The organism is Methylomicrobium lacus LW14 (assembly GCF_000527095.1).
Classification (GTDB): Bacteria; Pseudomonadota; Gammaproteobacteria; order Methylococcales; family Methylomonadaceae; genus Methylomicrobium; species Methylomicrobium lacus.
Genome location: NZ_AZUN01000001.1, coordinates 3,337,486 through 3,357,296, shown reverse-complemented (window position 1 = coordinate 3,357,296; position 19,811 = coordinate 3,337,486). Strand labels below are relative to the sequence as shown.

Here is a 19,811-nt window from a genome sequence, read left to right as displayed (position 1 = left end):
TATTAACAATAGCGGCCGCAATCCTTACAATGCCGGCACCCGTTCGAGCGATCCGCCCCGGCATCCTCGCGGTCAAAGTGTTAAACTATCGTCATTTTTTAATCCGCGATTCGCGCAGCAAACATCCCTGATAACCCAGCATGGCCGAAGATAACGCCTTGATTTTTTCACCGAAGGTCCCCGAGTCCAAAGACGCCGTATGGCTCTGGAACGGCCTGCACGGCTGCGCCGATGCGCTGGCGCTGGCTTCGGCGATCAACAAGCAAAATCGCCTGTTTCTGATCGTAACCGCCGACAATCACACCGCGTTGCGACTCGAGCACGAACTGGCGTTTTTCTTACACGGCACCGGGCTTCCGATTTTGCATTTTCCGGACTGGGAAACCCTGCCTTATGACGTGTTTTCGCCGCTGCCGGAAATCATCTCCGAGCGCCTGAAGACGCTCGCCCTCTTGCCCCAGGTCAAGCGCGGCGCGTTGATCGTCTCGGTCGCCACCCTGATGCACCGGCTCGCGCCGAGGGAGCATGTGCTCGCGCACAGTTTTGCGTTGAGCGTCGGCGAGACTTTCAATCTGGAGTTGAATCGGCTCAAGCTCGAAAGCGTCGGCTATCAGTGCGTCTCGCAGGTTTATCAGCATGCCGAATTCGCGGTGCGCGGCTCGATCATCGATCTGTTCCCGATGGGCAGCAAGGCGCCCTACCGGATCGAACTGTTCGACGACGAGATCGAATCGATCCGCACCTTCGATCCGGAGACGCAGCGCTCGATGGACAAGATCGACCGGATCGAACTGTTCCCGGCGCGCGAATTTCCGTTTACCGACGAGGCGATCAAGCATTTCCGGCAGGCCTTCCGCGACCTTTTCCCGGACGCCTCGACCAGAAACACCCTCTATAACGATGTCAGCAAGGGCCTGGCGCCGGGCGGCATCGAATATTATCTGCCCTTGTTCGTCGAACGCACGGCCAGCCTGTTCGACTACCTGCCCGCCGACACGGTCTTCATATTGCCGGCGGCACTGGAGGTGCAGGCCGACGCCTTTGCCGCGGAAGCCAGTGAACGCTACGAGCAGCGGCGGTTCAATGTCGATCGGCCGTTATTGAAGCCGGAATTGCTGTTCCTGAGCACGGCCGAGCTGAAGCACAGAGCCTCCGCGTTCGCGCAGATCGAACTGCAAAACGGCGCAGCGGAACCTGCGAGCCAGGCCTGCAGCCAAGTCGCTTTCGACTGCGCGCCGCTGCCCGAATTGACGATCGATGCGAAGCTGAAAGAACCCGCCCAACGCCTGCGTCAGTTTATCGAAGGCTTCGACGGCAAGATCCTATTTGTCGCCGAATCGGCCGGCCGCCGGGAAGGCCTGATCGACAAGCTAAAAACCTTCAAGATCAAACTGAAAGCGGTCGAAGGCTGGCGCGAGTTTATCGGGGCGGAGGACACCCTCTGCATCACGGTCGCGCCGATGGATCAGGGCCTGTGGCTGGAACGGCAGAAGCTCGCGGTGATCGCCGAGAGCCTGCTGTCCGGCGAAAAAGCGCAGCAGCGGCGCAGAAGGCGAAGCACGGCGGCCAAGGAACTCGAAAAGATCGTCAACAACCTGAACGAGTTGACGATCGGCTCGCCGGTCGTGCATCAGGAACACGGCGTCGGCCGTTATCTCGGCCTGCAAACCCTGGAGATCGGCGGCATTCCGGCCGAATTTCTGGCGCTCGAATACGCCCATAACGACAAGCTGTATGTGCCGGTCTCGTCCTTGCATCTGATCGGTCGCTACACCGGCGTCAGCCCTGAAACCGCGCCGCTGCACAAGCTCGGCGGCGATCAATGGAGCAAGGCGAAGAAGAAGGCGATCGAGAAGGTTCGCGATGTCGCGGCGGAACTGCTCGAAATCTATGCGAAACGCGCGGCCAAGAAAGGCCACGAGTTTCATGTCGTGGACAAAGACTATCAGGCCTTTGCGGATGCGTTTCCATTCGAGGAAACGCCGGACCAGCAGACCGCGATCGAGGCGATCCTGGAAGACATGCTCAACCCGCAGCCGATGGACCGGGTCATCTGCGGCGATGTCGGCTTCGGCAAGACCGAAGTCGCGATGCGCGCGGCCTATATCGCGGTGCAGGACGGCAAGCAGGTCGCGGTGCTGGTGCCGACGACCCTGCTCGCCCAGCAGCATTATCAAAACTTCCGCGACCGCTTCGCCGACTGGCCGGTGCGCGTCGAAGTGATGTCGCGCTTCGTGACACCGAAACAGCAGAAGGAAATCGGCGAGGCGCTCGCGGAAGGCCATGTCGATATCGTCATCGGCACCCATAAACTGCTGTCGAAGGAACTCAAATACAAGGCGCTGGGCCTGGTCATCATCGACGAGGAACACCGTTTCGGCGTGCATCAGAAAGAGCATTTCAAGAAGCTGCGCAACGAACTGGACCTGTTGACGCTGACCGCGACGCCGATCCCCCGGACGTTGAACATGGCGATGTCGGGCCTGCGCGACATTTCGATCATTGCGAGCCCGCCGCCGAACCGCCATGCGATCAAGACCTTCATCAGCGAATGGGTCGACGCCTTGGTGCAGGAGGCTTGCCTGCGCGAAATCAAGCGCGGCGGTCAGATTTTCTTCCTGCACAACGACATCAAGTCGATGGACAAGATGGCCGGCGAACTGCATAAACTGGTGCCGGACGCCAGGATCGAAATCGCGCACGGCCAGATGCCGGAGCGCGACCTCGAACGCATCATGCTCGACTTTTATCACCAGCGCTTCAACCTGCTGCTCAGCACCACGATCATCGAGAGCGGCATCGACATTCCAAGCGCGAATACGATCCTGATCAACCGCGCCGACAAACTCGGCCTTGCGCAACTGCACCAATTGCGCGGCCGCGTCGGCCGTTCGCATCACCGTGCTTACGCTTATTTCATCGTGCCGCCGAAAACCTTGATAACCAAGGATGCGCAAAAGCGGCTCGAAGCGATCGAAGCCTCCGGCGACCTCGGCGCGGGCTTCATGCTGTCCTCGCACGACCTCGAAATCCGCGGCGCGGGCGAACTGCTCGGCGACGAACAAAGCGGCCAGATTCAGGAAATCGGCTATACCCTCTACACCGAACTGCTCGACCGCGCGGTCCATGCGCTCAAATCGGGCAAGCAGCCGGAACTGGACCTGCCGGCCGAGATGGGCCCGGAAGTCGATCTGCAATCTGCGGCCCTGATTCCGGAAGACTACCTGCCGGACATCCATGCGCGCCTGGTGCTGTACAAACGCATCGCCAGCGCCGAATCACCCGAGGAACTGCGCGACCTGCAAGTCGAAATGATCGACCGCTTCGGCCTCTTGCCCGAGCCGGTCAAAACGCTGTTCAGCGTGACCGAATTGAAACAGGATGCGCAAAAGCTGGGTCTGAAAAAGATCGAAGCCAATGCGGCCGGCGGGCGTCTGGTCTTTACCAAGGAGCCGAAAATCAATACCGAGCAGTTGATACTATTGATTCAAACCCAGGCCCAGGTCTATAAATTCGACGGCGCGGACAAGCTCAGATTCATCAACAAGTTTGACACGACCGAACAGAAGCTGGAGTTCATTACCACGTTATTGGCGCGGCTGGCGCCTGAGTGACAGCTTGATCGACTGCGATCAAGCGCGGACTGAGCGATGCGGGGAGAACTGTTGCAGGGACTCATTGTGCTCATAGCGAGAGCTTAACGTCAAGATTGCGAGTTTTTATTGCCTTGGCTCTTGGAGTAAACAAACTCGGGGTCAAGATCAACGCCCGAATCCCATTCGACAGTGTCAAAGGCGACCCGAACCCGCTTGAAAGCATTGTAGCTTTTGATCTTACGGAAAACACCAAAGTCCAAAAACGGTTTCATATCTAATGTGCCACTTTCGCCGTTATCAAAGTCGATCGAAAGCGTGTAGTCTTCGTTGGCAACCACGTTTTTTACTGAGGGATACATAGCATCTCCTATTGAAGCGGCTGAATCCTGAATGGATCTTCGCCATTCATCACTAATTCCCAATCGGCCATCAATTCATCCTGATGTAGCTCGGACCGCGCCAAAACAAGCTTTGTTTGTTTTTTTGGCAGATTGCCTTGAATAACTTCACAGGTACGGATATCTACTGTCGCCTTATATTCTCCGTAATACACATGAAAATGTGGAGGCGGATGCTCACTCGGTGCGAAGTACATTCTTATAATAATGCCGTAGAACATTGATATTGTTGGCATGGATAATATGCGGTTTTATTCATCCAGCTAAAAGCGTTAAGCTAAGCAAAAACGTTAGCTGGAAAACCATAAATTGCATTAGCGCCAGTAATTTTGACTTCAAATGGTGTTTCTCCATTTTTCAATTTTTTCAGATAACGAATATCAGAATCAATAAATTCTCCAACCGGCAATGGTTGATTATAAAGATGTGCAGCGATAGCTGATTCTATGCGGCGACGACCCCGAGCATTAGCATCTAAAGGAAGTAAAAATATTTCGAACTGACGCACATACTGGCTAATAATTGGAGCAAGCTCAGAATGACGATCAATAAACTCCCCAAAACAGTCCTGACGTGATGCTTTCCACATTCCATTCCAAAGCAAAATTTTTTTACCTTCCTGCAATGCATCGGGATCATAAATGCGCTCGTAACCCCCGAGTGTATTAATAACGTGATCCTTAATCCGCTTCAAAAATGAAACGCCAGTCTCGCCCACATACGTTGTTAAATAACCAACGTTTTTCACTTTAACGGCATAAACATAAACCCCGATTTTTAATGCATCAGGTGAATGGAAAATACTATCACTGTTATTTGGGTGTATTCGAAGTGGACCAATAAGCTTCAATTGCATTAATCAATATTTGATAAGTAATTGTTCAAACCATAGCATTCGTGCAAACAAATGGGATGCTGGTTGAGCTATTTCATTTCCCTTTCACATTCCCCGCATGCAGTCCGCATTCCTTCTTGGCCGCATCTTCCCACCACCAACGCCCGCTGCGTTCATGCTGGTTGGGCAGAACCGGCCGGGTGCAAGGTTCGCAGCCGATGCTGATGTAGCCGCGCTGGTGCAGTTCGTTGTAAGGCACCTGGTAGGCTTCGATATAATCCCAGACCTGGGCGGAAGTCCAGTTTAACAGCGGATTGAACTTGATCAAGCGATGATCCGGCGTCGAAAAGGCGGTATCGATCTGCACTGCCGGAATGTCCTGCCGGGTATCGAGGCTCTGGTCCTTGCGCTGGCCGGTGATCCAGGCGTCGAGGTGCGCGAGTTTGCGTTTGAGCGGCTCGACCTTGCGGATGCCGCAGCATTCGTGGTGGCCGTCTTCGTAGAAGCTGAACAGGCCCTTGGCCTTGACCAGCTGGTCCAGCTGTTCGCGGTCCGGCGTCAACACGTCGATCGCGATGCCGTAATGTTTTCTGACTTTTTCGATGAAGCGGTAGGTTTCGGGATGCAGACGGCCGGTGTCGAGCGAAAACACCTGAATGTCTTTGCGGATCTTGACCGCCATGTCGATCAGCACCACGTCTTCCGCGCCGCTGAACGAGATCGCGATGTTGTCGAACTGCTCCAGCGCTTTTTTCAGGATCACGCGCGGGTTTTTGTTCTGCAATTCGGCTTGCAGAGCCTCTATATCGAAAGCGGTCATGTTGGCAGGTTTATATCATCACATTGGGCAAAATAGCTTGCCAAAAAATCATCGAAAGACAGGCTATCCTGGCTTTCGATCTCGGTTTGTTTGATCAGCGATTGTTCGGCGAGTTGCAGAAACTCAAGGTTCCGGGCATCGGCGAGCCGGTGGTTTTTAAAATACTGCGCATGGTCTTGCGATGCCTGCAACGCGAAACAGGCAAACGGCTGCCCGCTGTTCGACATCGCGCTCAGCATGCGGGCCGACGGCGTCAGGTCCGGATTTTGCACGACTTGGCGCCGTTCCGCCAGGGCCGCGCTGTACGGTTTATCGGCCAGGCCTTCGTCGAGAACCTCACAGACCGGCTGCATCGTGTCGAGGATTTCGTTCGCCCAATCCTGCAAGGAAATCGTCTCGCCGTCTTTGTTCAGTTCGAGGCCCGGCTTTCTGCCGTTATTCGCAACCGCCAGTTGATTCGCGTTATAGATCGCATAATCGTCGGGCGTGTTCGGCGGGCTGTCGTGCAACAGACAGTTCAACAGCAAGGCTTCGATGAAGCGCCCCCGGCTCACGTCGATGCCGGCCGGCTTGAATACGTCGATATCGAGCGAGCGCATTTCGATGTAGCGCAGGCCGCGCCGCTTCAGCGCCAGCGTCGGTTTTTCGCCGGACATTGCGATTTGCTTCGGGCGCATCGTGCTGTAAAACTCGTTTTCGATCTGCAGGATGTTGCTGTTCAGCTGCCGGTATTCGCCGTTCACCTTCACGCCGATTTTTTCATAATCGGGATAAGGCGTCGTAATCGCGTGGCGCAGACTCGCGATATAGGCGGGCAGCGAATTGTAATCGATGTTCAGATTCGCCTGGTTTTTGCTTTTATAGCCGATGTCGCTCATCCTGAGCGAGGTCGCGTAAGGATGATAAAGCGTGCCCTGATCGAAGGTTTCGAACTGATCCATCAAGGACGGTCGGCTCTTGAAGAAACTCTTGCAGATCGCCGGCGAGGCCCCGAACAGGTACAGAATGATCCAGCCGATGCGCTGGAAGTTGCGGATCAGCCCGAAATAACCTTCCGCGGTGAAGGCTTCGACGCCCGCGTCGTTGTTTTCGAGTTCACACAGCACCGGCCATAACTCGGTCGGCACCGAATAATTGAAATGGATGCCGGCGATCGACTGCATCGTGCGCCCGTAGCGATGCCACAGGCCGTGCCGGTAGATGTATTTCATCCGGCCGATGTTCGAGGTGCCGTAGGTCGCAATCGGGATGCTTTCGTCGCCGTCGATGCCGCAGGGCATGCTCGCGCCGAGCAGTATTTCATCGCCGAGATGATCGTAAACGAACTGATGCAGGTCGGAGAGATAAGCGACGGTGTCGCCGATGTCCGCAAACGGCGGCGTGATCAGTTCGATCAACGCTTCGGAATAGTCGGTCGTGATGTAGGGATGCGTCAGCGCGGAACCCAGGGATCTAGGATGTGCGGTCTGCGCGATCATGCCGTCCTTGCCGATGCGGAGACTTTCTTTCTCGATGCCTTTCAGTCCGCCGCGGAGCAGATGTTGTCGGCCGTTGTTCAAAAGCCGCTCCAGTCGCGGCGAAAGCATCTTATCGGAATGAGTCATGGAAAGGGGGTTGCGCTCTTCTGTCCTGTATAATCGGACTATTATAAATAGGTTGCGAGCATTCAAGAAACTTAAATGAAGATGCGGAGGACGATAGTGGAAACTCAGCCGCTTGACCTTTTGAAATCGGTATTCGGTTACGACCGCTTCCGGGAGCCGCAGTCCGAGGTGATCGGCCATCTGTTGGCCGGCGGCGATGCCTTGGTGCTGATGCCGACCGGCGGCGGCAAATCGCTGTGTTATCAAATCCCGGCGCTGCTCAGGCCCGGCGTCGGCATCGTGATCTCGCCGTTGATCGCGCTGATGCAGGATCAGGTGAGCGCGCTGACGCAGCTCGGCATCCGCGCCGCGTTCCTGAATTCGACGCTGAGCATCGACGAAGTCCGCCGGATCGAACAGGAACTGCTGAACGGCGAACTCGATCTGCTCTACATCGCGCCGGAACGGCTGACCACCGAACGCACCCTGGCCTTGCTTGCCAGAATCGATATCGCGCTGTTCGCGATCGACGAAGCGCATTGCGTGTCGCAATGGGGCCATGATTTTCGCGCCGATTATTTGCAGTTGTCGCTGCTGCAAGAACGTTTTCCGGCCATCCCGCGCATCGCGCTGACCGCGACCGCCGACGCGAAGACGCGCGAGGAAATCATCCGGCGTCTCGGCCTTAGCGAAGCGCGGATGTTCCAGCGCGGTTTCGACCGCCCGAACATCCGCTACCGGATCGTGCAAAAACAGAACGCGCGCAAACAACTGCTCGACTTCATCCGCGCCGAGCATGACGGTGATGCGGGCATCGTCTATTGCCTGTCGCGCAAAAAGGTCGAAGAAACCGCCGACTGGCTGCAAACGCAGGGACTCAAGGCGCTGCCTTATCATGCCGGGATGAACGCTGCGGAACGTCAGCGCCATCAGCACCGTTTCCTGATGGAAGAAGGCCTGATCATCGTCGCGACGATCGCGTTCGGCATGGGCATCGACAAACCGAACGTGCGCTTTGTCGCGCATCTGGATCTGCCGAAAAGCGTCGAGGCCTATTACCAGGAAACCGGACGCGCCGGGCGCGACGGCCAAGCTGCCAATGCGTGGATGGCCTATGGCTTGCAGGATGTCATCATGCTCCGACGCATGCTGGCCGAATCGAATGCCGATGACGCGCACAAACGGCTCGAACTGCACAAGCTGGATGCGATGCTGGCGCTGTGCGAGCAGGTGCATTGCCGGCGGCAGGCGCTGCTCGCGTATTTCGGCGATCAACTGGAGCAGCCTTGCGGCAACTGCGACACCTGTCTGGAACCGGTCAAGACCTGGGACGGCACGCTGGCCGCGCAGCAGGCGCTATCCTGCATCTTCCGGACCGGCCAGCGTTTCGGCGTCGGGCACCTGATCGACGTGCTGCTCGGCAAAACGACCGACAAGGTGCAGAAAAATGGGCACGACAAAGTTTCGACCTTCGGCATCGGCAAGCATCTTCAGGAACCACAGTGGCATTCCTTGTACCGCCAACTGATCGCGCGCGGCCTGATCGCGGTCGATTTCGAAAGCATGGGCACCCTGAAGCTGACCGAGACGAGCCGGCCGGTGCTGCGCGGCGAGGAAACCCTGATGCTGCGCGAGGACATCAAACCCGAAAAAACCAAACGCACGTCAGCGAAAGCCGGCGGCGCGGCCGGCACACCGTTGTGGGAGGCGTTGCGCGCCAAGCGCAAGGAAATCGCCGAGGCCCAGGACGTGCCGCCTTATGTGATTTTCCATGACGCGACATTGATGGAGATGATCGCCGCGCGGCCGCAGAATCTGAAACAAATGGCCGCGATTTCGGGCATCGGCGCACGCAAACTGGAATTGTACGGAGAGCAGTTTCTGGAGGTGATCGCCGAGCATAGCCAGCAAAGCCAGTCGATGTCCTCCGATACGACCGCTGCTTCGATCGAGCTGTTTCGGCTCGGCTATAGCGTCGAACGGATCGCCGCGCAGCGCGAATTGAAGACGACCACGATTTACGGGCATCTGGCCGAGGGCATCGGACGAGGGCTGGTCACATTGCAGGAAGTCGTCGAGCTGCCGGAGCGGGAAATCAAACTGATCCAGGATGCGATCTTGAGCCTGCCCGAAGCGCAAAGCCAGGCATTAAAGCCGGTTTTTGAACAATTCGACGGCGTTTACAGTTATGAAGTACTGCGCTGCGTGCGAGCCGCGCTGAACAGGATGACCGGTTGATTCGAACCGGCAATGCAACAAGCATAAAAAACGCCAACGGACAGCGTCCGTCGGCGTTATTATCAGTTGACCCGGCAAGTTCGAAAGTTCTCGAAGCCTGCCGCGAAAAACTAGCGGCTTGCGCTTATTTCAATGACAAGGTTTCCGCGCGGCCTACCAGTTCGATATTCAGCTTGTCTTCTTTCAGAAGCCAGCCAATCGCGCGCTGGATGTCATTTTTGTTTTCACCGGTTTCGACGGTAATTTTATTCACGCTGGACGGTCCGTTTTGATCCAGATAAGACCAGATTTTGCCAGCCACTTCGCCTATGCTATCAGCCATAAGAGTCACCTATTGTGTTGATTGAGAAAAGTTAAGACTTTTTGGGAGGTTGATCGGGCAACACGATGTTCAACTCGAGCGTTTCCTGATTGCCGTCCTGTTCGAAACTGAACGAGATGGCATCCTGGTTGACGTTGACGTGCTTGCGAATCACCTCCAGTAATTCTTTTTGCAATTGCGGAAGATAGGAGGGCTGGTTGCGCGACACTCTTTCGTGCGCAACCAGAATTTGCAGCCTTTCCTTGGCGACGGATGCAGAACTTGGCCGCGAAGTTCTAAAATAATCCAGCAAACTCATGATCATCTCCCGAAGAGTTTCCCGAAGAGTCCTTTCTTCTCGTCAATGAATCGGTGGGGTTTGTCTTCGCCCAAATAACGCGCGACGATGTCCGCATAAGCTTGGCCCGCATCACTCTTTTCATCCAGGATCACCGGCACGCCCGAGTTCGAGGCATTCAACACCGATTTCGATTCGGGAATTACGCCGAGCAGGTGCAGCGACAGGATTTCCTGCACGTCATCCACGCTGAGCATTTCACCAAGCTTCACGCGTTCCGGCGAATAGCGGGTCAACAACAGATATTCCTTGATCGGCTCCTGATTTTGCTCGGCGCGACGCGATTTGCTGGACAGAATGCCTAACATACGATCGGAGTCGCGCACCGAAGACACTTCCGGATTGGTCACCACAAACGCATCGTCGGCATAATACATCGCCAGATGCGCGCCTTTTTCGATGCCGGCCGGCGAATCGCAGACGATGTATTTGAAATCCTTGGACAATTCGTCCAGGATCTTGCCGATGCCTTCCTGGGTTAGCGAGTCTTTGTCACGCGTTTGCGAAGCCGGCAGAATATACAGGTTGTTGCAGTGCTTATCCTTGATCAGGGCCTGATTCAGCGCGGCTTCGCCGCTGATCACGTTGATCAGGTCATAGACGACACGGCGCTCGCACCCCATGATCAAATCCAGGTTACGCAGGCCCACATCAAAATCGATCACGACGGTTTTATGGCCTCGTTTCGCAAGTCCCATCGAAATGGCGGCGCTGGTGGTGGTTTTGCCGACCCCGCCTTTACCTGATGTCACGACAATGATTCTGGCCAATGGTTTTTCCTCCAAATAGAGCGGATTAAATTAAATTTCCTTGATGATGAGCGAATTATCCTGAAGATAAATCTGCACCGGTTTTTGCCGAAATTCTTTGGACAAATCTTCGCTGACTTTATAAACCCCGGCGATCGAGATCAGTTCCGCCTGCAAGTCGGAACAAAAAATCCGCGCTTTTTCATTGCCCTGCACGCCGGCCAGCGCCCGTCCGCGCAAAGAACCATAGACATGAATGTTGCCCTCGGCCATGATCTCGGTGCCGGAACTAACCGTCGCCAACACGATCAGGTCGCCGTGCGCATAAATGCGCTGCCCCGACCGCACCGGTTGGGTAATCAACAGCGTGGACGGCCCTTCGCTTTGTAAAGACTCTTCGGGCGCGGCGGCGAGCGTTTTGGTTTTTGTGCTTTCCGGAGCCTGACCGCCATGCAAGGCATGCACCGGAATGCCCAATGCCAATGCCTGCCGGCTTTGTTCGGCGCTGCCGCCGCGAATGCCGATCGGCAATAAATTCAGCGCTTTAACCGCTTTGACCAGATCCGCCACGGCGATGTCCATCGCACGTTTGTTCAATTCCTGCAAATCCAGCAGGATCGGAGAATTTTTGAAGAACTCCGGCGCCAGGGCAATCTTTTCTTGTAGTTGTTGTTCGATGTTCTGGAGGCTGTTGCTGAATAGGACTAAAACGGGTACCGAGAAAGTACTGCTTTTAAATTCCAGCGCGAGGTGGCTAAGAGACGTTTTTTTGGAGTCTGTCGGCATCCGTCAATCTGCTAAATTCAGTTGTAGTTCTGATTTTATCATTACTGTTTAAAAAATCATACATTATCAGCGCATTATCGTTGCGCGATCCGTGCATCCGAATTCGGCACGGACTTGTATATCAAAGCGGTTTCAGTGCTTACGATGCCAGATTAAACGGCCGTTCCGGTAAATGGCTTTGACGCGATGATAAGGCACGGAATGCCATTCGCCTTCCTGATCGATCAAATCGAATGAAAAATGATCGTCTTTGGGAAAAAAGATTTCCTTGAAGGCGACAACAACGATCCGTTGCTCAACCCGATCGTAATACCCTATCTTGAATTCGTCATCCGCCCACGCCTCATCCCAACGGATGCGATTCAACATCTCCTGTACCGGCTTCATCGATTTTACCCATTAAAATCTGCACTGAAAACTGATTGGACTGTCACAATGATTTGGGTTTCATCATAATGTGGAGGTACGCACAATGAACGTCACAGCCATGATCCCGATGGTGCTTATCTCTCAAGCCATGAACTTTGGCGAAAGCATCCAATTGCCGCCAGCAAAGGTCAAAGGCGAAATGTCATTGGAGGAAAGCATTGCCAAGCGCCGCTCGATCAGAGCCTTTGCCGCGAAGCCGTTGAGCCTCGAACAGATAGGCCAACTGCTGTGGGCGGCGCAGGGCATCACCGAAAAAGACAAGGGATTGCGCGCCGCCCCGTCTGCCGGCACTTTGTATCCACTGGAGGTTTATGTCGTTTTGCCGGCGGGCATTTATCACTACAACCCTCTGCGCCATCAATTAAATCGCGTCATCGTGGGCGACAAACGCCCTGAACTGCAAACAGCGGCGCGGGACCAGGCAGCGGTAGGCACAGCCCCGGCAGTTTTCGTTTTTACAGCCGTTTACGAACGCACCGCCCAAAAATACGGAGATCGAGCCAGCCGCTATGTCCCTATCGAAGCCGGGCACGCCTGTCAGAATGTGCTCTTGCAAGCCACGGCACAGGGTTTGGCTAGCTTACCCATCGGCTCTTTTGACGACCCGCGGGTCGCCGAGATCGTCAACCTGAAAAAGGATGAGAGCCCGCTGTATTTGGTGCCGCTGGGTTATCCCGATGAGTAATTCGAAACTCTTTGCTGAGCAAGGGCAATAGGATTCGATTTCCCTAAGGCGCGGGTTGCTTCATTGCCTGCGCCTCTGGTAGCACTATCATAAAATTAGCATTCGAATGGTAGCCGGATGACACCCATGCTGACCGCAGGATCTATCACACCGATCAAGACACAACAACTATAGACCCAACGCCGTAATTCCTATTTCAGAAAAAGCCAAATCTTCCAACCAGCCACTTATGAAATTTGCTTGACTTTATTGAATTGTTTTTTTCTTATGCTAAGCTTAAATTAGTTGCCATTGAGAATATGCGCGAAAAATTATAGCTAGTTATGCCCTTCTTTTCTCATAAAAGCATCTAGCGTATCTATCGCTTCTGGCAACGACTTGAGGCCTGACTAACTGCGGAGTATGCGCCACCAAAGCCACTCAGCGTTTTCGTAGTGCTTGTTGCTATTAGCCATGCCCTCGCTCATCGACTCCTGAGGTCACATCATGCGATATATAATAAAAGCCTTGTTATCCTTTTCCGCCATCGGCTTACTTATAAATCCAGCATTCGTGGCCGCCTCTCCGGTTTTGGCGCTGCCGATCGAAGTTTCACAACCGGAGGATGAACTCTCGGACATCGCCACATTTAATATTTATCCCAAAGGGGATGAATGGGGTAATTGGGACGAAACCCAGGATGGATACAGCGTAATACGGGACTCAGCAACCGGTATTTGGCGCTACGCAAAAAAGAACGCGCAAGGCAAATTGAAGCCGAGCAGAGCGGTTGTAGGCCGCGACAATCCTAAGGCTAAGGCTTGGGGCCTGAAAAAGCATCAAGCCCCATCGCGCCGCCCTCAACTTCCCTTCGGACTGAGCCGGGCCTCCGCGAAACCGGCAGTTTATACCGCTTTGGAACATGCGCTCAGCACCCCGAGCATAGACGCAACGCCGACATTGTTTATCCTAGTTAGCTTCTCCGACAAATCCGGAACCTATACGGCCTCTAATTTCGCGGACTTTCAATCTAATCAATTACAGAGATATTTTAGGGAAACGTCCTATGGCCGCTTCCAAACCGTACCGGCTACCGAAAGCTTTGGAACCCTTAATGACGGCATTGTCGGCTGGCTTCCCCTCAATCAAAACCATCCCAATCCCGGCGGCAGCGTAGATAGTCGTAACCGGCAATTGACTGCCGATGCGATCAAAGCCGCCGACCCTTATGTCGATTACGCTAGCTATGACTTCAATAATGATGGCTATTTAGACTCCGATGAACTGGCCGTGGTGGTGATTCCCGCCGGCTATGAAACTTCGTATGGCGGTTCGAACTGCGCCGGCACCCCGTCCGTGTGGGGGCACCACTGGTCACTAGGCTGGGGAACGGTAGCGGCGCCAACAGTCGACGGCGTGATCGTCGGCGATTACCACTTAGGCAATGGCGGCTATGCCCAGTTCGGTGAAATTCACGGCATTCAGACCAGCTGCGCGGTCAGAACAGACCACCAGGCCACTCTTGGCATCATGGCTCACGAACTGGGTCATTTGATCCTGCATTGGATCGATCTTTACGATACGGATTACACCTCGGCGGGGCTGGGTAATTTCAGCCTGATGTCCCGCGGAACTTGGTCATGGAAACCGGGTGATCTATATCATGGCCAAACGCCGGTACACCCCGACGGCTGGTCAAAATTGTACGCAGGCTGGGTTGACCCCGTCTATGACATCGTCGGCTTTTTTACCTTGCCGGCAGCCGGATCCGGCACCGCAACCGCAACGAATGCCGTCCAAATCCAGACGACATCGGATCCAAAGCAATACTACCTGTTCGAAAACCGCAGCCAGTATGGTTATGACCGCGGCTTATACCGCGTGGGTTCGACTACCGGCGGTATCGCCGTATTGCATATCGATGAAAACATATCGGATAACGACAATGAGGGGCACAAAAAAGTCGACCTCGTGGAGGCGGATAATGACCTCAGCATGGATATAGACCCGTATAACTCGGGCAAACCCACGAATTTGTTTTATTGGGACAAGAGGACGAAGTTCGGCGACGCGACAATACCCAATTCACGCTTATATAGCGGCCTCCCTACGAATATTACACTCGACTCCGTATCCGCAGTCCAGGAGGAGATGACCGCCGTCTTTGTACCTCGCTACGAACTTACCCTGCCCAATAGCCGCGCAGGCACAGTCATCAGCAGTCCTTGGGGCATCCGATGCGGAAGAGTCTGTGCGGCAAGCTTTAGTGCAGGGACGGTTGTGACCCTCACCGCGATGTCTCTCAAACGCCACACTTTCATCAGGTGGGGAGGGGCGTGCTCGGATTCAGGGAACTCGCCAACGTGCGCCCTCACGATGGACAGTCCGAAAAACGTGACGGCGGCATTCCAGTGAAAGCCACGCACAGATGGATGAAGGCAACAGGTATGCATGAGTTTTCGATACAAAATGAATCCACTTGAAATGAAGGGTTTTGATTATGAATAAAAAAATTTTAGTTTCATTAATGCTTTTTACTGGCGTCATCACCCAAGCGCCTTCGTCTGTCTATGCATTTACCGAAGGACAATTAGACGACGTGTGGTTTAAGACGCGAATTAAAACCACCCTGAAAAAAGCGCATGGCGTTGTCTATTTAGCGGACACGCCGGTTTCATTATCAACCAGTCAAATTAAGTTTGATAGCGGCAATGACAAGTGTTATTCCGGCTTCCATTTTGAGGGTTCGTCTCAATACACACTGCATACCGTATGTAAAATTTTGGGAGCCTGGGAAAGAGACGATAGCACCGGCTTCCTTTATGAATTGAATGACGGCAACGTAGCAAGTGACTGGAGTTATCTTTATCTCCCGGCAGAAAACAAAACCGAATATCCTTTTTCTGAAGATGCGGCGTATGTGGGGACATTAGTCTTCAAAAAAACCTTAAAAGCCGATGGCAGCGTTAAAAACGTTAGGCTCATTCAGCCACAAGACGGCACCATTTATTATGAAAACAACGTTACTAATACCTGGGGTACAGCGCGCTCAGGCCTGAGCATGCTGCAAGTTGATCCGAGCAAGGTTCCGGCAGGAGCCCAGGCTTGTTTCGACAGCATTTTCGATCCCGCCCATCCTATCCCCAATTGCGCGGCGCCTTCACCTTGATGGAGCTTCATGACAGACACGTCTATAAAATCCAGTCACCGCCAGATCAATTTTGAACTATTTCTGACTCCGTTGATCTGACCATGAGAACCCGGTCAGGGGACGATCTGGCATCCAAAACTGCAGCTCGGCTTAAAACGCCTACCCTCATATAGCAGGGTAACGATGATGCCAATCCCCTTTCGATGTTCTTCAGCACCCATTTGACGATATTACCCCCCCTGTCTCTTCTGGCTGCGCCGTTTTCATTAACCAAACCAAGCTTTTTATAGCCATATAGATAAGCCGTTAATGTAAAATGACGGAGCGCAAATCCAAAACCTTTCGCGCCTTTGCCCCTAACCCCTTATTTACCTTTTCGGAACACCACTTTGATATCCACCGCAAACATCACCATGCAGTTCGGGGCGAAGCCCCTGTTTGAAAACGTCTCCGTCAAATTCGGCGACGGCAACCGCTACGGCCTGATCGGCGCCAACGGCTGCGGCAAATCGACCTTTATGAAAATCTTGAGCGGAGACCTTGAGCCTTCCGCCGGCAACGTCAGCATCGGCCCCGGTGAACGGCTGGGAATTTTGCGCCAGGACCAATTCGCCTATGAAGAATTCAGCGTGATCGACACCGTGATCATGGGGCACAAGGAACTCTGGCAAATCAAGAAAGAACGCGACCGCATCTACGCGCTGCCGGAAATGTCCGAAGCGGACGGCTTGCTGGTCGCAGAACTCGAAAGCGAGTTTGCCGAAATGGACGGCTATACCGCCGAAGCCCGCGCCGGCGAATTGCTGCTGGGCCTGGAAATACCGCGCGAACAGCATTACGGCCCGATGAGCGCCGTCGCGCCGGGCTGGAAACTGCGGGTGTTGCTGGCGCAGGCCCTGTTTGCCGATCCCGACATCATGTTGCTGGACGAACCGACCAACAACCTCGACATCAATACGATCCGCTGGCTGGAAGGCGTGCTGAACGAACGCAACAGCACCATGATCATCATTTCCCATGACCGGCACTTTTTGAACAGCGTCTGCACCCATATGGCGGACATGGATTATGGCGAACTGCGCGTTTATCCGGGCAACTACGACGATTACATGACCGCGTCGACCCAAGTCCGCGAACAATTATTGGCGAGCAATGCGAAGAAAAAAGCGCAGATCGCCGAACTGCAAACCTTCGTCAGCCGCTTTTCGGCCAATGCATCCAAAGCCAAGCAAGCAACCTCGCGCGCGCGACAGATGGAAAAAATCAAGCTCGACGAAGTGAAGCCATCCAGCCGGGTCAATCCGTTCATCCGCTTCGATCAAACGAAAAAACTGCATCGTTTAGCGTTGGAAGTCGAAGAGCTGAGCAAAGGCTTTGGTGAAAAGCGGCTCTTCAAAGACCTGAATCTGATGGTTGCGGTTGGCGAGCGGGTGGCGGTTATCGGCCCGAACGGCATCGGCAAATCGACCCTGCTGCGCACGCTGGTCGGCGATTTAAGACCGGACGACGGCATTGTCAAATGGTCGGAAAACTCGGAAGTCGGCTATTATGCCCAGGATCATGCCGAAGACTTCGCCGAAAACATTTCGCTGATCGAATGGATGGGCCAATGGCGCAAGGAAAGCGACGACGATCAAGCGATACGCGCCACCCTGGGCCGCTTATTATTCTCACAGGACGAGATCAACAAACCGGTCAAAGTCCTTTCCGGCGGCGAGCAGGGACGGATGCTGTTCGGCAAACTGATCCTGCAAAAAAACAACATCATGGTGCTGGACGAGCCGACCAACCACCTTGACATGGAATCGATCGAATCGCTGAATACGGCGCTGGAAAACTATCCGGGCACCCTGATATTCGTCAGCCATGACCGCGAGTTTGTCTCCTCGCTGGCCACGCGGATTATTGAATTAACGCCGGCAGGCATTGTCGATTTCAATGGCAATTATGAAGACTATCTGTCCAGCCAAAACCTGGCGTAATATTCTGAGCTGAGGATTCGGTCAAAATTAACTTTCCGAAATTCAGCCTCGGCGTGGAATCGCAGCCTGAACCGCTCCGCAGTTCGGGACGCAGAGCGTCCTTGAGCGGGTTCCCACGCCGAGCATGGGAACCATCACTGGAAAGTTGTTGTTAGCGGAATCCTTAATTTAAATCGGAGATCACTGATATGACGAAAAAAACTGACTTTTCTTCTGCTGAATGGGAAGTCCTGCGGGACGCTCCCAATTTTGTAGTCCTTGCGATGGCCATTGCCGGCGCCAGCGGGTTTTTCGGGAGCATCGCCGAGGCATTGGCACCGTCCGGAGCTATTCGTGACGCCTTGCAAGGCAGCAATCAGTTGTTACGGGAGCTTTGCGAAAAGGAAGAAATGATGGCATCGGTCGAATCGATCAAAAGCCAAGCCAAAGCTAGCGGCGATTTTGCCCACATCCAGACGGCTTTACGCAAGGAAGCCATCGACAACGCACGGGCCGCCGTCGATCTTTTACGGCAAAAAGGATCGACTGAAGATATTGAAGCGTACAGCAACTTCCTGATCACGCTCGGCGACAAGGTCGCCAACGCGGCGAAGGAAGGTGCATTTCTGGGCTTCGGCGGCGAGCGGGTCAGCGAGCACGAGCGGACCTTGCTGGCCGAATTGGCCGACGCTGTGGGGGCGCTACAGGCTTGAGACTCACGCGATAGAAACAATCCATAGGGGGACGGGTTCTATAAAATTGCCGTGTCCTCTTCACCCTGCTCATAAACGATATGCGCACGGCCAACCAGCAACGGGTCCAGAGGACCGATGTGCTCAAGGCTTTTATTGGTGTAAGGCAATTTATGCAGGATATAGCGCATGGCATTTAAGCGCGCGCGTTTTTTGCAATCGGATTTAATCACCGTCCACGGCGAATCGGCTGTGTCGGTATAAAAGAACATCGCCTCCTTGGCTTTGGTATATTCTTCCCATTTATCCAGTGATGCCATGTCGATCGGCGACAACTTCCATTGCTTCAACGGATGGGATTCTCGTTCCCGAAAGCGGCGGCGCTGCTCCTGGCGGCTGACCGAAAACCAGAACTTGATCAGATGAATACCGCTGCGCACCAGATTGCGTTCAAATTCAGGAACCTGCCGCATGAACTCGTTGTATTCGTCGTTGCTACAAAAACCCATGACTCGTTCAACGCCGGCGCGGTTATACCAGGACCGGTCGAACATAACGATTTCGCCTTCGGTGGGCAAATGCTGAATATAGCGTTGAAAATACCACTGCCCGCGTTCGACCTCGGACGGTTTTTCCAGCGCCACGACTCTTGCTCCCCGCGGGTTAAGATGTTCCATGAACCGTTTGATCGCCCCCCCTTTTCCTGCCGCATCGCGCCCCTCAAACAGGATCACGACGCGTTGCCGGGTGTCTTTAACCCAGGCTTGCAATTTCAGCAGTTCGACCTGTAATAGATATTTATTTTGTTCATAACTTTTCCGTGTCATCAGATTTTTATAGGGATAGCCGCCTTCGCGCCAATCGTCCGATAATTCATCATCCGGATGGGACTTTCTCCTGGCAATAACAGGCCGTATTTGTTTCAGCAAAGCATGCCGTAGCCTGGCGGCATCATCCGGAGAAGCGCCGGATAAAATGGTTTCCAGTGTCCCCGCCAGGGTTTGGGTGTCGCCCGATTGGATATTGGAGAGAATATCCTGAATTGCTGTTTCTTCAGACGATTGTGCCGCCTCGATAGATTCGCCGACGACGAAGGATTCAATGCCGGCATCGGTCAGCTCGGGGGAGATATCGCCATCGATAGTCCTGCGCCGGTTACGATTTCGGGGCGAAACCTTCTCCGCTGGGTTGTTGGAGTGGGTAGTAGATCTTTGCTTTTCCATTCTTAAGTGCCTTTGGATGGATTAAAT

The 19,811-nt window shown here is 54.1% G+C and carries 18 protein-coding genes; 7 read left to right on the top strand and 11 right to left on the bottom strand.

Annotation, left to right across the window (positions count from 1 at the left end; all coding sequences use genetic code 11):
* Window positions 1-140: 140 nt before the first annotated feature.
* The gene (mfd, locus tag METLA_RS0115600) at window positions 141-3,614 is read left to right on the top strand and encodes a transcription-repair coupling factor (RefSeq protein WP_024299434.1); all 3,474 of its coding nucleotides are present in this window, start codon (window positions 141-143) and stop codon (window positions 3,612-3,614) included.
* Window positions 3,615-3,703: 89 nt separating this feature from the next.
* Here mfd and METLA_RS0115595 read toward each other — a convergent pair whose 3' ends face one another.
* The 5 genes from METLA_RS0115595 to gshA all read right to left on the bottom strand — a co-directional run bounded on the left by METLA_RS0115595 (window position 3,704) and on the right by gshA (window position 7,253).
* On the bottom strand, window positions 3,704-3,955 hold the full coding sequence (locus METLA_RS0115595; protein ID WP_024299433.1) for a DUF2442 domain-containing protein: 252 nt from the start codon (window positions 3,953-3,955) through the stop codon (window positions 3,704-3,706).
* 8 nt (window positions 3,956-3,963) lie between these two features.
* A complete protein-coding gene (locus METLA_RS0115590) occupies window positions 3,964-4,230 on the bottom strand; it encodes a DUF4160 domain-containing protein (protein WP_024299432.1) in 267 nt (88 codons plus the stop codon).
* Window positions 4,231-4,271: 41 nt separating this feature from the next.
* Complete coding sequence (locus METLA_RS0115585; RefSeq protein ID WP_024299431.1) at window positions 4,272-4,850, bottom strand: hypothetical protein; 579 nt, start codon at window positions 4,848-4,850, stop codon at window positions 4,272-4,274.
* Between the two features lie 73 nt (window positions 4,851-4,923).
* A complete protein-coding gene (locus METLA_RS0115580) occupies window positions 4,924-5,649 on the bottom strand; it encodes a phosphoadenylyl-sulfate reductase (protein WP_024299430.1) in 726 nt (241 codons plus the stop codon).
* The gene (gene gshA, locus METLA_RS0115575; RefSeq protein ID WP_024299429.1) at window positions 5,646-7,253 is read right to left on the bottom strand and encodes a glutamate--cysteine ligase; all 1,608 of its coding nucleotides are present in this window, start codon (window positions 7,251-7,253) and stop codon (window positions 5,646-5,648) included. Before gshA ends, METLA_RS0115580 begins: the two co-directional genes overlap by 4 nt.
* Before the next feature lie 96 nt (window positions 7,254-7,349).
* Between gshA and recQ the strand changes: the two genes are divergently transcribed.
* A complete protein-coding gene (gene recQ, locus METLA_RS0115570) occupies window positions 7,350-9,470 on the top strand; it encodes a DNA helicase RecQ (protein ID WP_024299428.1) in 2,121 nt (706 codons plus the stop codon).
* Window positions 9,471-9,594: 124 nt separating this feature from the next.
* On the opposite strand, the gene METLA_RS0115565 is transcribed toward recQ, so the two are convergent.
* The 5 genes from METLA_RS0115565 to METLA_RS0115545 all read right to left on the bottom strand — a co-directional run bounded on the left by METLA_RS0115565 (window position 9,595) and on the right by METLA_RS0115545 (window position 12,051).
* Window positions 9,595-9,792 carry a winged helix-turn-helix domain-containing protein gene (locus METLA_RS0115565; protein WP_024299427.1) on the bottom strand — a complete coding sequence of 66 codons (198 nt, stop codon included), beginning with the start codon at window positions 9,790-9,792 and terminating at the stop codon, window positions 9,595-9,597.
* A gap of 31 nt (window positions 9,793-9,823) precedes the next feature.
* Window positions 9,824-10,090 (bottom strand): cell division topological specificity factor MinE, encoded by a 267-nt coding sequence (gene minE / locus METLA_RS0115560; RefSeq protein ID WP_024299426.1) that lies wholly within the window; start codon window positions 10,088-10,090, stop codon window positions 9,824-9,826.
* A gap of 2 nt (window positions 10,091-10,092) precedes the next feature.
* Window positions 10,093-10,899 carry a septum site-determining protein MinD gene (gene minD, locus METLA_RS0115555; protein ID WP_024299425.1) on the bottom strand — a complete coding sequence of 269 codons (807 nt, stop codon included), beginning with the start codon at window positions 10,897-10,899 and terminating at the stop codon, window positions 10,093-10,095.
* 30 nt (window positions 10,900-10,929) lie between these two features.
* Window positions 10,930-11,664 carry a septum site-determining protein MinC gene (minC, locus tag METLA_RS0115550; RefSeq protein WP_024299424.1) on the bottom strand — a complete coding sequence of 245 codons (735 nt, stop codon included), beginning with the start codon at window positions 11,662-11,664 and terminating at the stop codon, window positions 10,930-10,932.
* Window positions 11,665-11,796: 132 nt separating this feature from the next.
* On the bottom strand, window positions 11,797-12,051 hold the full coding sequence (locus tag METLA_RS0115545) for a DUF504 domain-containing protein (protein ID WP_024299423.1): 255 nt from the start codon (window positions 12,049-12,051) through the stop codon (window positions 11,797-11,799).
* A 100-nt stretch (window positions 12,052-12,151) separates the two neighbouring features.
* On the opposite strand from METLA_RS0115545, the gene METLA_RS0115540 reads away from it, so the two are divergent.
* From METLA_RS0115540 to METLA_RS0115520, 5 genes are all read left to right on the top strand, one after another.
* Entirely contained in the window at window positions 12,152-12,778 is a 627-nt protein-coding gene (locus METLA_RS0115540; protein WP_245598811.1) for a SagB/ThcOx family dehydrogenase, read from the top strand.
* Window positions 12,779-13,264: 486 nt separating this feature from the next.
* The gene (locus tag METLA_RS0115535; protein ID WP_024299421.1) at window positions 13,265-15,172 is read left to right on the top strand and encodes a M6 family metalloprotease domain-containing protein; all 1,908 of its coding nucleotides are present in this window, start codon (window positions 13,265-13,267) and stop codon (window positions 15,170-15,172) included.
* An 85-nt stretch (window positions 15,173-15,257) separates the two neighbouring features.
* Window positions 15,258-15,926 (top strand): hypothetical protein, encoded by a 669-nt coding sequence (locus METLA_RS0115530; protein ID WP_024299420.1) that lies wholly within the window; start codon window positions 15,258-15,260, stop codon window positions 15,924-15,926.
* A gap of 371 nt (window positions 15,927-16,297) precedes the next feature.
* Window positions 16,298-17,890: an ABC-F family ATPase gene (locus METLA_RS0115525; RefSeq protein ID WP_024299419.1), complete on the top strand. Its 1,593-nt coding sequence runs from the start codon at window positions 16,298-16,300 to the stop codon at window positions 17,888-17,890.
* Between the two features lie 188 nt (window positions 17,891-18,078).
* A complete protein-coding gene (locus tag METLA_RS0115520) occupies window positions 18,079-18,582 on the top strand; it encodes a hypothetical protein (RefSeq protein ID WP_024299418.1) in 504 nt (167 codons plus the stop codon).
* 38 nt (window positions 18,583-18,620) lie between these two features.
* On the opposite strand, the gene ppk2 is transcribed toward METLA_RS0115520, so the two are convergent.
* Window positions 18,621-19,784 carry a polyphosphate kinase 2 gene (gene ppk2 / locus METLA_RS0115515; protein WP_024299417.1) on the bottom strand — a complete coding sequence of 388 codons (1,164 nt, stop codon included), beginning with the start codon at window positions 19,782-19,784 and terminating at the stop codon, window positions 18,621-18,623.
* Window positions 19,785-19,811: the final 27 nt, after the last annotated feature.

Excerpts from the sequence above, each read along its gene's own strand:
- mfd (WP_024299434.1), top strand. The coding sequence starts at position 141 with ATGGCCGAAGATAACGCCTTGATTTTTTCACCGAAGGTCCCCGAGTCC.
- METLA_RS0115595 (WP_024299433.1), bottom strand. The coding sequence starts at position 3,955 with ATGTATCCCTCAGTAAAAAACGTGGTTGCCAACGAAGACTACACGCTT.
- METLA_RS0115590 (WP_024299432.1), bottom strand. The coding sequence starts at position 4,230 with ATGCCAACAATATCAATGTTCTACGGCATTATTATAAGAATGTACTTC.
- METLA_RS0115585 (WP_024299431.1), bottom strand. The coding sequence starts at position 4,850 with ATGCAATTGAAGCTTATTGGTCCACTTCGAATACACCCAAATAACAGT.
- METLA_RS0115580 (WP_024299430.1), bottom strand. The coding sequence starts at position 5,649 with ATGACCGCTTTCGATATAGAGGCTCTGCAAGCCGAATTGCAGAACAAA.
- gshA (WP_024299429.1), bottom strand. The coding sequence starts at position 7,253 with ATGACTCATTCCGATAAGATGCTTTCGCCGCGACTGGAGCGGCTTTTG.
- METLA_RS0115565 (WP_024299427.1), bottom strand. The coding sequence starts at position 9,792 with ATGGCTGATAGCATAGGCGAAGTGGCTGGCAAAATCTGGTCTTATCTG.
- minE (WP_024299426.1), bottom strand. The coding sequence starts at position 10,090 with ATGAGTTTGCTGGATTATTTTAGAACTTCGCGGCCAAGTTCTGCATCC.
- minC (WP_024299424.1), bottom strand. The coding sequence starts at position 11,664 with ATGCCGACAGACTCCAAAAAAACGTCTCTTAGCCACCTCGCGCTGGAA.
- METLA_RS0115545 (WP_024299423.1), bottom strand. The coding sequence starts at position 12,051 with ATGAAGCCGGTACAGGAGATGTTGAATCGCATCCGTTGGGATGAGGCG.
- METLA_RS0115540 (WP_245598811.1), top strand. The coding sequence starts at position 12,152 with ATGATCCCGATGGTGCTTATCTCTCAAGCCATGAACTTTGGCGAAAGC.
- METLA_RS0115535 (WP_024299421.1), top strand. The coding sequence starts at position 13,265 with ATGCGATATATAATAAAAGCCTTGTTATCCTTTTCCGCCATCGGCTTA.
- METLA_RS0115530 (WP_024299420.1), top strand. The coding sequence starts at position 15,258 with ATGAATAAAAAAATTTTAGTTTCATTAATGCTTTTTACTGGCGTCATC.
- METLA_RS0115520 (WP_024299418.1), top strand. The coding sequence starts at position 18,079 with ATGACGAAAAAAACTGACTTTTCTTCTGCTGAATGGGAAGTCCTGCGG.
- ppk2 (WP_024299417.1), bottom strand. The coding sequence starts at position 19,784 with ATGGAAAAGCAAAGATCTACTACCCACTCCAACAACCCAGCGGAGAAG.